The sequence below is a fragment of the Streptomyces sp. R21 genome (genome assembly GCF_041051975.1).
Classification (GTDB): Bacteria; Actinomycetota; Actinomycetes; order Streptomycetales; family Streptomycetaceae; genus Streptomyces.
The window spans coordinates 3,068,459-3,082,624 of sequence record NZ_CP163435.1; the positions used below are offsets into that span (position 1 = coordinate 3,068,459).

Consider the following 14,166-nt stretch of genomic DNA (forward strand, 5'->3'; position numbering starts at 1 on the left):
TACGGCACACCACCTCACAGGGAGAGACCTCACATGTACCAGCAGATGATCTTCGTGAACCTGGCCGTGAACGACGTCGACGCCTCGAAGAAGTTCTTCACGGAGCTCGGGTACACGATCAACCCGCAGTTCTCCACGGACGACTGCGCCTGTGTCGTGATCAGCGACACCATCGTCGCGATGATGCTGAGCAAGCAGCGCTACGCGGACTTCACGAAGAAGGAGATCGCGGACCCGACCACGACCAGCGAGGTGCTGCTGTGTCTGAGCGCGGAGAGCCGCGCGAAGGTCGACGAACTGGTCGACAAGGCGCTCGCGGCGGGGGGCACGGGCACCGAGGAGGCGATGGACCAGGGCTTCATGTACGGCCGTTCCTTCGACGACCTCGACGGCCACACCTGGGAGGTCATGTGGATGGACCCGGCTGCCGTCCAGGGCTGAATCAGAGGCCCCCTAGCATGGGCCCGTGCAGACGAGCCCGGCCCATGCGGCCCATCACGACGACCGCGAGATCGAGACGCTCGAGGAGTTCGACGCGACCGTCTCGGCCCGCGGCACCCTGGCCGGCTACCGCGTACAGGCCGTCGATCTGACGGACCGCACGCGGGAGTTGCTCGCCACGGACACCGCGCAGGCCGTCTTCCTCGGCTGCCCGATGCGGGAGGACGCGGCCGAGAAGGTGCGCGCCGACGGCGCGTTGGTCTTCCCGCCGGTCCCGCACCTGCCCTTCGACCCCTACCGCGGGCACCTCTACACGGCCGACGAGCTGTTCGCCTCGCTCGACCAGGGGTACGAGCGGACGCCGGACGCCCTCGCCTACGACTGGTTCCGGCGGACCGGGGCCGACCGCGACGTCTACGCGTCGATGCTGCGCGCCGTCCACGACGACTCGATCTCCGACGCCCTCGACGAACTCCTGGGCGGCACCCGGGTGGTGGGCGTCATGGGCGGTCACGCCATGGCGCGCGGAACGGAGGCGTACGCCGGTGCCGCGCGCCTGGGCCGCGAGCTGACGCGCGCCGGGTTCACGGTGGCGACCGGCGGCGGACCGGGCGCGATGGAGGCCGCGAACCTGGGCGCGTACGCGGCGCCGTACGACGACGCCATGCTGGAGGAGGCCTGCCAACTCCTCGCGAAGGAACCGTCGTTCTCTCCCTCGATCACCGACTGGGCGCGGTCCGCCTTCGAGGTGCGGGCCCGCTGGCCGAAGGGCGGTCTCTCGGTCGGCATCCCCACCTGGTTCTACGGCCACGAGCCGCCGAACGCCTTCGCCTCGCACATCGCCAAGTACTTCGCCAACGCCACCCGGGAGGACGGGCTGCTGGCCCGCTCGAACGCGGGTGTCGTCTTTCTGCCGGGCGCCGCGGGCACGGTCCAGGAGATCTTCGACAACGCGACCCCGAACTACTACGAGTCCCGGGGCGAGCCCACCCCCATGGTCCTGGTGAACCGCGCGCACTGGACCGAGAAGCACCCGACGTGGCCGCTCCTGCAGTCCCTGGCCAGGCAGCGCGCGATGGAGTCCCGGATCGCGCTGGTCGACAGCATCGATGACGCTCCGGAGGCGCTCAAACACCTGGGCGGTTAATGGCAAGGCAAAGCCAACGGGCATGCGGCCTCTACGGATTGACATCCCTTAGGCGGCACTTATAAACCTGTGAGACTCGTGGGGGCGCTGTTGTCGCGCAGAACCCCCTAACCCCCCGCAGTTGCACAACCTGTGAAGGGCAATCGTGTCCATATCTCGCCGTACCGCACGTTCAGTGCGCATCCTCGGTGTTGCCTCCGCCACCGCCGCGCTCGCGCTCGGTGTCGCCGGCAACGCAATGGCTTGCAACATCCGTGACTTCTCCGCCGTCGCCGGCTGCGACGACAACGGGAAGGGCACCATCACCGTCACCGACACGGACGCCTCCGGCAAGGAAGCCACCGTCTCGGTCTACCTCGAGTCGAACGGCGCCGACGAGAAGCTCGTCGGCGAGAAGAAGGTCACCGGCACCAGCGCCGGCGCGACCCTCACGTTCTCCGAGGAATGGGCCCCGAAGGCCCAGTACCGCGTCCACATCAAGGCCGCGAACATCGTCGACGAGGACATCACGCCGAACCTGACCACGCCGTCCGAGGCGTGCAAGGGCTCGGGTTCGGAGACCGGGACTCCCTCGCCTTCGGAGACTCCGAAGCCGTCGGACACCCCCTCCGCCTCTGAGACGCCCTCGCCCTCGGAGACCCCGTCCGAGTCGAGCAGCACCGCCCCCGCCACCACGACCGGCGACAACTCCCCGTCCCCCGCGGCCGGTGACTCCAACCTCGCCGAGACCGGTGCGAACTCCAACACCCCCATGATCGCCGGTATCGCCGGTGCCCTCGTCCTGGTCGGCGGCGGCGCGGTGTTCTTCGGCATGCGCCGCCGTGGCGCATCGAAGTCCAACTGATCAGCCTTCGCCGAGCCGTGGCCCGTTCCCTGCGTGCAGGGGGCGGGCCACACGCCTACCCGAAGGTCGCGCGCTCCAGCCAGAACTCCAGCAGCTCACGCTCGCCCAGGACCTCCAACTCGGCGCTGTCCAGCGGCAGTCGGCGGTAGAAACCGAGCAGGACTGCGGTCAGCGGACCACGCAGTGCGACCGTCGCCTTCTCGTGGCCGCGCCGCCAGGTGACGCCCTTTTCGCCGAGCTCGACGAGCCACTCCGCATTCAACTCCTTTGCGCTGTCCGTTGCGTGGAGGTGGATGCTGCGATCGGGGCCGGTCAGCTGGCGCGCCGCGTCGTGCGGGTCCGTCCGCTGCACGTACTCGACGATCTGGAGCCACTCGTCGATCGCGTCGGCGGCCACCTCGGGCGCTACCTCGTACGGCAGCCCGGCGGCCAGTGTCGCGTCGGCGCGGTGGATCGTCAGCTCGTGCGTCATCCGGCGGGCCCAGAAGCCGGAGTCGTGGATCCCGGCCCACGCCCACACCTGCGTGCCGGGCCCGGCCTCGCGCAGCGCGGCGACGAGCAGCTCACCGGTCTCGGCGAGCCAGGCGTCCAGTGCGGCGGGGTCGCCCTTGGCCTCGGGGCCGCCGGCGAAGGGCACGTCCTCGTCGCGGACAGGCCCCTGCGCCCGCGTACGGACGATGTGATCGACCCAGCGAAGGGCCCCGCCCGTGTGGCGTACGAGCGCCTCCAACGACCAGTCCGGGCAGGTCGGCACGGTCGCGGACAGATCGGCACCGGAGGCCACGACTGCTCTCAACTGCTGTACCTGGAGCTCGATTTCGTCGCAGTAGCGGTCATGTCCGAGTAGCGTCATGATCGGCACCTTATGCGCCGGCAGGCTCCCCGAGTACGACAATTTCGGCTGCGTCGAACGCCACCCCGACCTCGCCACCGGGCTCCGGCGCGTCCCGCAGCGCGCACGCCGCCTCCAGACGTGGCGCGTCCTCGGGCTGCAGATGTACGGCGACATGGGTGCCCCGGAAGGTGCGTGCGGCCACGGTGCAGCGCAGGCCGTCCGCCACGTCCACGAGCCGTACGCCGGCAGGCCGCACGAGCAGTGTGCCCGGGCCCTGCGGGGCGCCCTCGGGGACCGGGACCTTCCCCCACGGCGTGTCCGCGGCCTCGCCGCTCACCGTCGCCCCGACCACGTTGTCGAAACCGAGGAAGCGTGCCACGAACTCGTCCGCCGGATGCTGCCAGACCTCAAGGGGCGTACCGGACTGGGCGATCCGCCCATCGCGCATCACCACGACCCGGTCGGCGAGCGCGAAGGCCTCGCCCTGGTCGTGCGTGACGGCGAGCACGGTGGTGCCCAATTCACTGAAGAGCTGCCGAAGTTCGACGACGAGCCGTTCCCGCAGTGAGCGGTCGAGCTGGCCGAGCGGTTCGTCGAGCATCAGCAGACGAGGGCGTGGCGCGAGCGCGCGGGCGAGCGCGACGCGCTGCTGCTCGCCGCCGGAGAGCGCGGCGACGGCACGCCGGTGCGCGCCGGGCAGCCCGACGAGATCCAGCAACTCCCTTACGCGCTCGGCCTGTTCGCCCTTCGCCGTGCCGTGCATGCGCAGCCCGAAGGCGACGTTGCCGCCGACGTCCCGCTGCGGGAACAGCTGGTGGTCCTGGAACATCAGGCCGACGCCCCGCTTGTGCGCGGGCACCCCGTTCATGTCCCGGCCGCCCAGCCGCACCTGCCCCGCGTCGAGGGGCTGGAGCCCGGCCACGGCCCGCAGAAGGGTCGACTTGCCGCTGCCGCTCGGCCCGAGCACGCACACGATCTCGTGCTCGGCGACGTCGAGGTCGACGGCGTCGAGCACGGCCCGCCCGCCGAAGCGCACGGTCGCGTCCTGAAGGCTCAGCAGCATCGAGAACTCCCCGGACTCAGCGGCATCTAGAACTCCCCGGTCGGACTGGTGCGGACGCGCTCCAGGAGCAGCAGCGCCACGGCGCACACCACCATCAAGATGGTCGAAAGGGCCATCGCCTGGCCGTAGTTGAGGTCACCCGCACGCCCGAGCAGCCGGGCCACGGCAACCGGCAGTGTCGGGTTGTCGGGCCGCGCGATGAAGACGGTCGCACCGAACTCGCCCAGCGACACCGCGAAGGCGAACCCGGCCGCGACCAGCAGCGCCCGGCGCACCATCGGCAGGTCCACCTCGCGCCACACCCGCCACGGCGACGCCCCGAGTACCGCCGCCGCCTCCCGCAGCCGTCCGTCCACCGCCCTGAGGACGGGCAGCATGGTGCGTACGACGAAGGGGACGCCCACCAGCGCCTGCGCGAGCGGTACGAGCAGCCAGGTACTGCGCAGGTCGAGCGGCGGCTCGTCCAGCGCGATCAGGAACCCGAAGCCGACGGTCACCGCGGAGACGCCGAGCGGCAGCATCAGCAGCGCGTCGAAGCCGCGCACGAGGCGGCCCGCGCGCCTGGTCAGAGCCGCGGCCGCCAGGCCGCCGATCAGGACGGCGATGACGGTGGCGGCGAGCGCATAGCGCAGCGAGTTGCCGATCGCCTCGATCGGCGCGACGAGGAAGATCCCGCCGTCGTCGTGGGTGAGCGCTTTGTAGTACGCGAACCCCGGTGCGTCCAACGACCGTTGGACCAGCACGGCGAGCGGCATCACCAGCAGCACGGCGATGCTCGCCAGCACCCCCGCGAGCAGCGCCCATTGCCCGGCTCCGCGCGGCCGGCGCGCGGTCACTTCCGGGGCCACGAGCCGCAGCGCGGTCTCGCGCCGGCGTACGGTCCAGGCGTGCACGGCGAGGATCGCGCCGACGGCCGCGAACTGGATGATCGTCAGCACGGCGGCAGTGGACAGGTCGAAGATCTCCGAGGTCTGCCGGTAGATCTCCACTTCGAGGGTGGAGAAGGTGGGACCGCCGAGGATCTGCACCACACCGAAGGAGGTGAAGGTGAAGAGGAAGACCATGAGCGCGGCGGCGGCCACGGCGGGCCCGAGGGCAGGCAGGGTGACCTTCCGCCAGGCCTTCATCGGTGACGCACCCAGCATCCGCGCGGCCTCCTCCTGCCGCGGGTCGAGCTGCGCCCAGAGGCCGCCGACGGTCCGTACGACGACCGCGTAGTTGAAGAACACGTGCGCGATCAGGATCGCCCACACAGTGGTGTCCAGCCGTACGCCCCACAGCTGGTCGAGCAGCCCGCGGCGGCCGACGATCGCCAGGAACGCCGTACCGACGACAACGGTCGGCAGCACGAACGGAACGGTGACCACGGCCCGCAGGATCTGCTTGCCCCTGAAATCGAAGCGCGCGAAGACATACGCGCCGGGGAGCGCGATCAGCAGCGTGAGCACCGTCGACACGAGCGCCTGCCAGGTGGTGAACCACAGGACGTGCCGGATGTCGGACTGCCCGAGCACATCCCCGATCCGCCCCCACTGCCAGACCCCGTCGACCTTGAGGCCGCGCGCGACGATCGCGGCGACCGGGTAGGCGAAGAAGATCCCGAAGAACGCGACGGGCACGGCCATGAGACCGAGCCGCGCCGCGTTCCCCGTACGGCCCTTTCGGGGGGCTACTTCAGTACGAGCGAGGTCCACGACTTGACCCACTGGTCACGGTTGGCGGCGATCTTGGCGGGGGCCATGGTCTCGGGGTCCTTGGCCGCCGGGCCGTACTTCGTGAACTCGGCGGGCACCTGCGCCCCCTCGACCACCGGGTAGACGAACATGTTGAGCGGCATGTCCTCCTGGAACTGCTTGGTGACCAGGAAGTCGATGAGCGCCTTGCCGCCCTTGGCGTTCTTGGCGTTGCTCAGCAGCCCCGCGTACTCGACCTGGCGGAAGCAGGTGCCGGCCGAGACGCCGGTCGGCGCGGTCTTCGGCTTCGGGTCGCCGTAGATCACCTCGGCGGGCGGCGAGGAGGCGTACGAGACGACCAGCGGCCGGTCGGCCTTGGCCTTCTTGCCGCCCGCGGAGCCGGAGAACTCGTCGTTGTACGCCTGCTCCCAGCCGTCGACGACCTTCACGCCGTTCGCCTTGAGCTTCTTCCAGTAACCCTGCCAGCCGTCATCCCCGTACTTGGCGGCCGTCCCGAGCAGGAAGCCGAGGCCCGGCGAGGAGGTGGAGGCGTTCTCCGTGACGAGCAGGTTCTTGTACGCGGGCTTGATCAGGTCGTCGAGCGAGGCCGGCGGCGTCAGCTTGTGCTCGCTGAAATAGGCCTTGTCGTAGTTGACGCAGATGTCGCCCGAGTCGATGGGCGTGACCCGGTGCTTGTCCTGGTCGACCCGGTACTCGGACTTGATCGCCTGGGAGCCCTTGGCCTCGTAGGACTGGAACAGCCCGTTGTCGAGGGCCCGGGAGAGCAGGGTGTTGTCGACGCCGAAGAAGACGTCACCCTGCGGGTTGTCCTTGGTGAGGATCGCCTTGTTGACGGCCTGCCCGGCGTCGCCGTCCTTGAGGACCTTGACCTTGTAGCCGGACTGCTTCTCGAACGCCTTCAGTACGGCCTTGGAGTAGACGAAGGAGTCATGGCTGACGAGCGTCACGGTCTTGGAGCCGGCGCCGCCGTCGGAGCCGGAGTCGGACGAGCCGCACGCGGACAGCGTGACGAGCCCGAGACCGGCGGCCGTGACCACGGCCGTGATCCTGCTGATGGTGGTGCTCACTGGATTCCTCCTGGAGTGACCAGGAAGAGACGCGGCCCTGCCCGGGAACCTCGCGAGAGGTCCCCGGGCAGGGCGCAACAGCTTGAGTGGTGACCGAACTTCCTACCCAGAATGACCTGGGCAAGGTTCAGAGGGTCTGCGGTCTGTCCCGCACTCTCAGCGCTGTGGCGCTCCCCTGTCGGAATATGAAGATGTACTTACGCCGCTCAGACTACCGCTCGCTGGCCGCGAGCTGTCCGCACGCCCCGTCGATCTCCTGGCCACGGGTGTCCCGGACGGTGACCGGCACGCCGTGGGCCGCGATGGCCTCGACGAACGCCTTCTCGTCCTCGGGCCGCGAGGCGGTCCACTTGGAGCCGGGCGTGGGGTTGAGCGGGATCAGGTTCACGTGCACCGGCTTGCCCCGCAGGAGCCGGCCGAGACGGTCACCGCGCCACGCCTGGTCGTTGATGTCGCGGATCAGCGCGTACTCGATCGACAGCCGACGCCCCGACTTGGCGGCGTACTCCCATCCGGCGTCCAGCACCTCGCGCACCTTCCACCGCGTGTTCACGGGGACGAGGGTGTCGCGCAGCTCGTCGTCCGGCGCGTGCAGCGAGATGGCGAGGCGGCACTTGAAGCCCTCGTCGGAGAACCGGTGGATGGCCGGCACGAGCCCGACCGTGGAGACGGTGATGCCGCGCTGCGACAGCCCGAGCCCGTCCGGCTCCGGGTCGGTGAGGGCACGGATGGACTGGACGACCCGCTTGTAGTTGGCGAGCGGCTCCCCCATGCCCATGAACACGATGTTGCTCAGCCGCGCCGGACCGCCGGGAATCTCGCCGTCCCTGAGGGCCCGCATCCCGTCCACGATCTGGTGCACGATCTCGCCGGTGGACAGATTCCGGTCGAGACCGGCCTGCCCGGTGGCGCAGAACGGGCAGTTCATCCCGCATCCGGCCTGCGAGCTGATGCACATGGTCACCCGGTCCGGGTACCGCATCAGCACGGACTCGACGAGCGTCCCGTCGAAGAGCTTCCACAGGGTCTTGCGCGTGGTGTCGTCATCACAGCTGATGTGCCGCACGACCGACATCAGCTCCGGAAGCAGCGCCTCCTGGAGCTTGCCGCGCGAGGCGGCCGGAATGTCCGTCCACTCCGCGGGGTCGTGCGCGTACCGCGCGAAGTAGTGCTGCGACAGCTGCTTGGCGCGAAACGGCTTCTCACCGATCGCGGCAACCGCCTCTTTACGCTCGGCGGGCGTGAGATCGGCAAGGTGCCGCGGCGGCTTCTTGGCTCCGCGGGGGGCGACGAATGTGAGTTCTCCGGGCTTAGGCATGGCTGTACCAGTGTCGCAGATCGAATCGTGTGACCTGGGGCTCAAGCTCGGCAGGGTGGTCGTCCTCGGTCGTCCCTGGTCGTCGTCGGCCCTCCTCGGACGGCCCACAGACGGCCCAGCGCGAGAGGCGTTCTCGCTGGCCAGCGCACCGCGGAGAGCACCCGGACCGAAATCGGCTGTCACGCCCCGCGGCTCCCCGCCTGTGTCCCGTGCCACTGGATCTTGACCGTTTGCCATCGGACTTTGACGGACGCGAGTTTGTGTCATCGGAGTTTGATCACCGCAGGTCGGCGACTCAGCGCACCGAAGGTGCGCTGAGTCGCCGACCTGCACTTATGTGCAGTTCCTCGTAAACGTGTAGGTCAGGGCCTTGCGATCGTCATGCAGGCTGCTCGATTTGTGGGGACGGGGGGTCAGGAAGGCTTGACCGCCGAGACCGGGGTGGCGGTCACCTTGTTGTCGCACTCGGCCCACCACCCGTCGTTCAGGGCGACCTGGTGCTTCCCGGAGTGCGGCAGCCCGATGACCATCGTCGGATACGCCTTCGGGGTGTTGCCCGACTTGCAGTAGCCGTCGCCCTCCCCCTGGACCTGGACGAAGGTCAGCTTCACCCACGCCTTGCCGTGCGGCCGGACCGTCACGGTGGCCGCCCTGCCGGTGCGGGTGACCGTGAGCGGGGTGTTGTGGGCGGGGGAGCCGTTGCCGGCGCCCGCGACCGTCGGGTGGCCCTTCAGGACGCACGTCCTCCCGGAGACGTTGGTGAACCGCACGACCGCCGCCCCGGTCCCGGTCCCGACGGGCGGGTGGGCGGCCTGCCAGGCGCTGACCTGGAGAGCGGAGGCCCGGCAGGCGGGCGGCGGGGTGGAGGTGGTGGTGCTCGCCGCCATGGCGGTGCCGGGCAGGATGCCGGTCACCGCCGCCGCGACGGCCGTGACCGCCGTCGTCGCCAGAGCCGCCCTGCGAATGCCGTTGCTGTGACGCATGCTGTCGTCCCCCTGAGTCGTCTCGTCCGCGGGTTTCGGTCGTCGGTTGTTGCCCCGCGGTACGCGTGGTACGTGAGTGCAGATAGGGCGGGAGAGCGGCAGGGTTCCGTGCGGCGACTACTTGTGACGGAACGGTGACGACAGGCTGCACCCGTGCAGATGGCCGTCAGGGCAGACAGAAGCACCTCCAGCGCGCCACGGGTTAACGGTCAAGATCCAGTGGCACGGGACAAGAGCGTTGCTATATAGGCCACAAGTGGACCTAGAATCGAACCTGTGTCCGAAAACGTGTCTCGCCCAGATCGCCTGGACCGCCTGGACCGCCTGGACCGCCTGCGCAGCGTCCGTGAATGGCTGGTCTGGCAACTGCGCCGCACAGACGACACCATCGCTGAGCTGGAGCGGCAGGAGGTAGCCGCTGCCCGTACGGCACGCACGCTGCCCTCACCCACGCCAGGGTGGAAGCTCGCGATCCAACGGGCGGGCGGCAATCCCACCCCCGACGCCATCCATACAGGCGACTGCGGCATGGCTGGCAAGAACACGAAGCCACTGACACGCGAGCAGGCCCGCCACGCGATCACAGAAGGCGGCATCACGGCGTGCCCCTACTGTCGCCCCGACACCGACCTGGGCGTGCTGTGAGCCGCGAACGGTCGCGCCCTGAGGGTACGAGCACAGCACCCGTCGTCGTGCATCGTGCGGCGGGTACCGGTGGTCGCCGGGTGTCGATCCATACCCAGCCCGTCGGGCTCGCCCACAGCGACGCCGACCTGGTCGAGTTCCTGCGGCGCGCGGGCCTGTCTGACGCGTGGGAGCTCCTGGACGATCCGCATTGGGTGGAGTGGCAGGGCCATCGTCCACACCAATACGGCGCGGGCTGACAGCAGCAGGTTCCTCCGCAGCTCGGTGCAGGTTCCCCCTGCGGCACTCCTGCACGCTTGTTGCGCAGGAAGTGACGTCGGCCCGGAGCGACCTCGCGCGATCGGCGTCGGCGCAGCACTGGCCTGTGGTCGAGCGGTCGCCAATGGTCGTTGTTGGTCGCTGTGGGCCACCCTTCGACGGCCCACGGACGGCCCAGGGGGCCACTCAAGGAGGGTGCGACAGTCAGGTGGAGCAGCACTGCGCGACCGCGTGTCGGAAGACGTACAGACCGCGCATCAGACCCCTGTCAACCAGGGCTTCGTCATCACAGCTTCAGCCGTGCCCCACACGTGCCCCAATGGTGACGAGCTGGGCGGCGGCGGAGAGCAGCCGCAGCCGCAGACGCTTGGGCTCCCCCCGGCTCTAACTCTGCGGGTGTACGCGCACCTCATGCCTTCGAGTCAGAAGCGGACCAGGAAAGCCGTGGACGGCGTCCTGTCGCTTGGCCGCGACGTCTCGGATCCCGACCCCCCACGTGACAGGCATGCGCCCGTGCAAGGAATGGGAACAATCCCTTGCATGGGCGCATGGGGGACGTTGCTAGCCACCATTGCTGGCGCCGCGATCGCGCTCGTGGGTCAGCACCTGGTGAAGCGGGCTGAGGAACAGGCTCGCATGTCGGAGCTTCTGCTTGAGCAGTGCGTCGCAGTGGCAGCGTCGTCCTCGGACTTCCGGGATCGTATCTGGGAAGAACGTCACCTGGGCTTGGAGGGGCGGGTCGCTGGTTGGGACCTTTCAGCCCTGCGACTGGCGACAGCCCGCCTACAGATCCTCTCGAAGGATGACACCCTGCTGGCCTCGCTAGATCAGCTCAACAAGGCTGGCCGGCGGCTGGGAAGCAGCTGGCGACGCGGCGACGTGAACGATGCGGACTATGCCGAGCTTTGGGACCGGCACAACGCTGCTTTGAAGCAGTTCCTGGCCGCCAGCGGCAGGGCGGTACGCCGCCGCATGTCTCTCGCCTGACCATCGGCGCACGGCCCAGAGACGGCCCCGCAGGTCAACACAAGGACCCGAGTGCCACCAAACATGCAGGTGAGAGGCCAACTCAAGCCTGACGCCTGCCAGTTCTCCGGGCTTAGGCATGGCCATACCAGTGTCGCAGATCAATTGGTGTGACCTGCGGCGGTCGGTTCCGGGGCCCACGGAAGGCCGGTTTCCGGCGCCTCCGGGGCCCCCGCCGGCACGCCCCGGCGGCCCGTGGAGAGCCCGGCGGCACGCCTTCGGAAGCTACCGCTCGCCCGCCCGGACGGCGCTCGCCGTCGGCACAGCCCCCGTCGCCCCCAGCCGGCGCGGCAGTCGGCGAGCCAGTGGCAGCGCCGCGGCGCCGAGGAGGAAGCCGTAGCAGGTCACGAGGCCGTGGCCGTTTTCCTGGGCCAGCCACATCGCGAGGCCGGCCGCGGGCGCGCTCACCGCGAGCAGCCGTGCCTTGGTGTCGGTGGTGGACAGCAGCAGGGCCGCCGAGAGGGTCGCGGCCAGGAAGTACGTCGCGCCGGAGCTGCCGGCGAAATTGCGCGGGTCTGTGCTGTGGCCGGTCTCACCGAACAGCGCGTCGATCTGCTGGGGAAGCAGGATGCCGCCGGCGAACAGCGCCAGCATCAGCGGTCCGCCCCAGAACCACTGCGTCAGTGCGGCGATCGCCGCGAGGGTGGCGATGTTCCAGACCGCCCCGAAGACCCCGCCGTTCTGCATGAACACCGAGGTCACCACCCGCCACCAGCCGGACTTCCGCGGGTCGCTGTCCAGGGCGTCCATCGCCCCCGACCAGCTCAGCTGGAGCAGCACCGCGCCGACCGCCACGGCGGTGAGCGCGACCGCGGCCCAGGGAACCGGCCGCTTGCGGAGCGGGCCCTCGCCGATCAGGAGCACACCGCCCTTGAACATCAGCACCATCAGTGCAGCGGTCGTCAGATTGAAAAGTATCGCGCCCACACAGATCATCCCCCGTTGAAAGCTGTGAAAGACCCTGGTCAGAGGTCGGCGATCACCGTAGCGGAGCGAGCCCCGCGGCGGGCGTACGACAAAGGGCCCGCCGTCCGGTGGACAGCGGGCCCCTGGCCCATCGAACGAACCGCGGGTCAGCCGGAGCCGACGAAGAGGACGAGGAGCAGCCAGACCACCGGCGCCGTGGGCAGCAAAGAGTCCAGTCGGTCCATGATGCCGCCGTGGCCCGGGAGCAGTGTGCCCATGTCCTTGATGCCCAGGTCGCGCTTGATCATGGACTCGCCGAGGTCGCCGAGCGTGGCGCTGGCCGCGACGGCGAGGCCGAGGATCAGGCCCTGCCACCAGGTGCCGTCGTCGATCAGGTACTGCATGCACAGCGCACCCGCGACCATCGCGAAGGAGACCGCGCCGAAGAGACCCTCGCGGGTCTTGCCGGGGCTGATGCGCGGGGCGAGCTTGTGCTTGCCGAAGCGCCAGCCGATCGCGTACGCCCCGGTGTCGCTGACCACGGTCAGCAGCAGGAACGTGAGCACGCGGCGCGGCCCGTCGTCGGCCGTGAGCATCAGCGCGACGAAGGTGGCCAGGAACGGCACGTAGAAGGCCGCGAAGACCCCCGCCGTGACGTCCTTGAGGTAGCCCTCGGGCGGCTCCGTCATCCGCCAGACCAGGACAGCGAGCGCGGTGAGCGCCATCGCCACCCACGCACCCTCGGTACCCCGGACGTAACCGGCGACGACCATGGCCGCTCCGCCGACCGCCAGCGGGACGAGGGGCGCCTTGATGCCCTTGCGCTCCTCCAGCCGCGACGTGAGCTCCCACAGGCCCACCACCACGGCGACCGCTATCACGCCGATGAAGACGGCCTTGACGATGAACAACGACGCGGCGATCACCGCACCGAGCCCGACACCCACTCCTATGGCCGCGCCCAGGTCGCGTCCCGCGCTCTTCTTCTGAGGTGCGGGGACGGGCTGGGGGGCGGCGCTGGGCATGGGCTCCTGCGGGCTCTGCGGGTTGTACGACGGACCCCCGTTGGGAGGAGCCGCCGGCGGTGTGTCGTCGCGGAACAGGGGACCGCTCAGCCGAGCGGCCCCCCGGTTGTCATCCTGGTCTCCGCCATGCGCGGGTACGTCGGGCACGATGGGCATGGGGCGAGTGTGCTGGGCTTCATGCGCATCGTACGCGGGACCCGCCGGGGCAGCCCCCTGGACAGGCCCCTGGTCGGACGGCCCCCAGTACCCGGCTTGTGGCGGCGCCCCCCAGGAAGAGTCGTTCATCAGACCTCGAGAAGCTCAGCTTCCTTGTGCTTGAGGAGCTCGTCCACCTGGGCGACGTACTTCGTCGTGGTGTCGTCGAGCTCCTTCTCCGCGCGGCGGCCCTCGTCCTCGCCGACCTCGCCGTCCTTGATCAGCTTGTCGATGGCGTCCTTCGCCTTGCGGCGCACGGAGCGGATCGAGACCTTGGCGTCCTCACCCTTGGTCTTGGCGACCTTGATGTAGTCCCTGCGGCGCTCCTCGGTCAGCTCCGGGAAGACCACTCGGATGATGCTGCCGTCGTTGCTGGGGTTGACGCCCAGGTCGGAGTCGCGGATCGCCTGCTCGATGTTGCGCATCGCGCTCTTGTCGAACGGGGTCACCACGGCCATCCGCGGCTCAGGCACCGCGAACGAGGCCAGCTGGTTGATCGGCGTCAGCGCGCCGTAGTAGTCGGCCACGATCTTGTTGAACATCGCCGGGTGCGCACGACCGGTGCGGATCGCGGCGAAGTCGTCCTTGGCGACCACGACGGCCTTCTCCATCTTCTCCTCGGCCTCGAGGAGGGTCTCTTCGATCACCACTTGCTCCTGCGTGTCTTGAGTAGGCCCGGCTTCCGGTGGGCGGCGGCCGGCTGCGTCGCGTCTTGTTCC

The 14,166-nt window shown here is 69.4% G+C and carries 14 protein-coding genes, 1 pseudogene and 1 riboswitch; of the genes and pseudogenes, 6 read left to right on the forward strand and 9 right to left on the reverse strand.

Annotation, left to right across the window (positions count from 1 at the left end):
• Nucleotides 1-33: 33 nt before the first annotated feature.
• The 3 genes from AB5J56_RS13610 to AB5J56_RS13620 all read left to right on the forward strand — a co-directional run bounded on the left by AB5J56_RS13610 (nt 34) and on the right by AB5J56_RS13620 (nt 2,432).
• A complete protein-coding gene (locus AB5J56_RS13610) occupies nt 34-441 on the forward strand; it encodes a VOC family protein (RefSeq protein ID WP_369232973.1) in 408 nt (135 codons plus the stop codon).
• A 25-nt stretch (nt 442-466) separates the two neighbouring features.
• A complete protein-coding gene (locus AB5J56_RS13615; protein ID WP_369232974.1) occupies nt 467-1,588 on the forward strand; it encodes an LOG family protein in 1,122 nt (373 codons plus the stop codon).
• Nucleotides 1,589-1,763: 175 nt separating this feature from the next.
• Nucleotides 1,764-2,432 (forward strand): LAETG motif-containing sortase-dependent surface protein, encoded by a 669-nt coding sequence (locus AB5J56_RS13620; RefSeq protein ID WP_369232975.1) that lies wholly within the window; start codon nt 1,764-1,766, stop codon nt 2,430-2,432.
• A 55-nt stretch (nt 2,433-2,487) separates the two neighbouring features.
• Here the strand turns inward: AB5J56_RS13620 and AB5J56_RS13625 are convergent, their stop codons facing one another.
• The 6 genes from AB5J56_RS13625 to AB5J56_RS13650 form a co-directional block, all read right to left on the reverse strand.
• The gene (locus tag AB5J56_RS13625; RefSeq protein ID WP_369232976.1) at nt 2,488-3,285 is read right to left on the reverse strand and encodes a maleylpyruvate isomerase family mycothiol-dependent enzyme; all 798 of its coding nucleotides are present in this window, start codon (nt 3,283-3,285) and stop codon (nt 2,488-2,490) included.
• Between the two features lie 10 nt (nt 3,286-3,295).
• Nucleotides 3,296-4,330 (reverse strand): ABC transporter ATP-binding protein, encoded by a 1,035-nt coding sequence (locus AB5J56_RS13630; RefSeq protein WP_369232977.1) that lies wholly within the window; start codon nt 4,328-4,330, stop codon nt 3,296-3,298.
• A 26-nt stretch (nt 4,331-4,356) separates the two neighbouring features.
• Entirely contained in the window at nt 4,357-6,024 is a 1,668-nt protein-coding gene (locus tag AB5J56_RS13635; protein ID WP_369232978.1) for an ABC transporter permease, read from the reverse strand.
• Entirely contained in the window at nt 6,000-7,091 is a 1,092-nt protein-coding gene (locus AB5J56_RS13640) for a thiamine ABC transporter substrate binding subunit (RefSeq protein WP_369232979.1), read from the reverse strand. Before AB5J56_RS13640 ends, AB5J56_RS13635 begins: the two co-directional genes overlap by 25 nt.
• 81 nt (nt 7,092-7,172) lie before the next feature.
• Nucleotides 7,173-7,278: riboswitch (TPP riboswitch) on the reverse strand.
• 24 nt (nt 7,279-7,302) lie between these two features.
• A complete protein-coding gene (gene rlmN, locus AB5J56_RS13645) occupies nt 7,303-8,409 on the reverse strand; it encodes a 23S rRNA (adenine(2503)-C(2))-methyltransferase RlmN (RefSeq protein WP_369232980.1) in 1,107 nt (368 codons plus the stop codon).
• A 413-nt stretch (nt 8,410-8,822) separates the two neighbouring features.
• Nucleotides 8,823-9,392 carry a DUF4232 domain-containing protein gene (locus AB5J56_RS13650; protein WP_369232981.1) on the reverse strand — a complete coding sequence of 190 codons (570 nt, stop codon included), beginning with the start codon at nt 9,390-9,392 and terminating at the stop codon, nt 8,823-8,825.
• A gap of 276 nt (nt 9,393-9,668) precedes the next feature.
• On the opposite strand from AB5J56_RS13650, the gene AB5J56_RS13655 reads away from it, so the two are divergent.
• The 3 genes and pseudogenes from AB5J56_RS13655 to AB5J56_RS13665 all read left to right on the forward strand — a co-directional run bounded on the left by AB5J56_RS13655 (nt 9,669) and on the right by AB5J56_RS13665 (nt 11,282).
• Nucleotides 9,669-10,037, forward strand: coding sequence for a DUF6233 domain-containing protein (locus AB5J56_RS13655; RefSeq protein ID WP_369232982.1), 369 nt, complete (start codon nt 9,669-9,671; stop codon nt 10,035-10,037).
• 636 nt (nt 10,038-10,673) lie between these two features.
• Nucleotides 10,674-10,751, forward strand: a pseudogene (locus tag AB5J56_RS13660) (integrase); the annotation flags it as partial.
• An 84-nt stretch (nt 10,752-10,835) separates the two neighbouring features.
• Entirely contained in the window at nt 10,836-11,282 is a 447-nt protein-coding gene (locus AB5J56_RS13665; protein ID WP_369243183.1) for a hypothetical protein, read from the forward strand.
• Between the two features lie 264 nt (nt 11,283-11,546).
• On the opposite strand, the gene AB5J56_RS13670 is transcribed toward AB5J56_RS13665, so the two are convergent.
• The 3 genes from AB5J56_RS13670 to frr all read right to left on the reverse strand — a co-directional run bounded on the left by AB5J56_RS13670 (nt 11,547) and on the right by frr (nt 14,094).
• The gene (locus tag AB5J56_RS13670) at nt 11,547-12,257 is read right to left on the reverse strand and encodes a hypothetical protein (protein ID WP_369232983.1); all 711 of its coding nucleotides are present in this window, start codon (nt 12,255-12,257) and stop codon (nt 11,547-11,549) included.
• A 137-nt stretch (nt 12,258-12,394) separates the two neighbouring features.
• The gene (locus AB5J56_RS13675; protein ID WP_369232984.1) at nt 12,395-13,537 is read right to left on the reverse strand and encodes a phosphatidate cytidylyltransferase; all 1,143 of its coding nucleotides are present in this window, start codon (nt 13,535-13,537) and stop codon (nt 12,395-12,397) included.
• A complete protein-coding gene (frr, locus tag AB5J56_RS13680; protein ID WP_369232985.1) occupies nt 13,537-14,094 on the reverse strand; it encodes a ribosome recycling factor in 558 nt (185 codons plus the stop codon). The genes AB5J56_RS13675 and frr overlap by 1 nt, the downstream gene beginning before the upstream one ends.
• Between the last annotated feature and the right edge of the window lie 72 nt (nt 14,095-14,166).

Excerpts from the sequence above, each read along its gene's own strand:
- AB5J56_RS13610 (WP_369232973.1), top strand. The coding sequence starts at position 34 with ATGTACCAGCAGATGATCTTCGTGAACCTGGCCGTGAACGACGTCGAC.
- AB5J56_RS13625 (WP_369232976.1), bottom strand. The coding sequence starts at position 3,285 with ATGACGCTACTCGGACATGACCGCTACTGCGACGAAATCGAGCTCCAG.
- AB5J56_RS13630 (WP_369232977.1), bottom strand. The coding sequence starts at position 4,330 with ATGCTGCTGAGCCTTCAGGACGCGACCGTGCGCTTCGGCGGGCGGGCC.
- rlmN (WP_369232980.1), bottom strand. The coding sequence starts at position 8,409 with ATGCCTAAGCCCGGAGAACTCACATTCGTCGCCCCCCGCGGAGCCAAG.
- AB5J56_RS13650 (WP_369232981.1), bottom strand. The coding sequence starts at position 9,392 with ATGCGTCACAGCAACGGCATTCGCAGGGCGGCTCTGGCGACGACGGCG.
- AB5J56_RS13665 (WP_369243183.1), top strand. The coding sequence starts at position 10,836 with ATGGGCGCATGGGGGACGTTGCTAGCCACCATTGCTGGCGCCGCGATC.
- AB5J56_RS13670 (WP_369232983.1), bottom strand. The coding sequence starts at position 12,257 with ATGATCTGTGTGGGCGCGATACTTTTCAATCTGACGACCGCTGCACTG.
- AB5J56_RS13675 (WP_369232984.1), bottom strand. The coding sequence starts at position 13,537 with ATGAACGACTCTTCCTGGGGGGCGCCGCCACAAGCCGGGTACTGGGGG.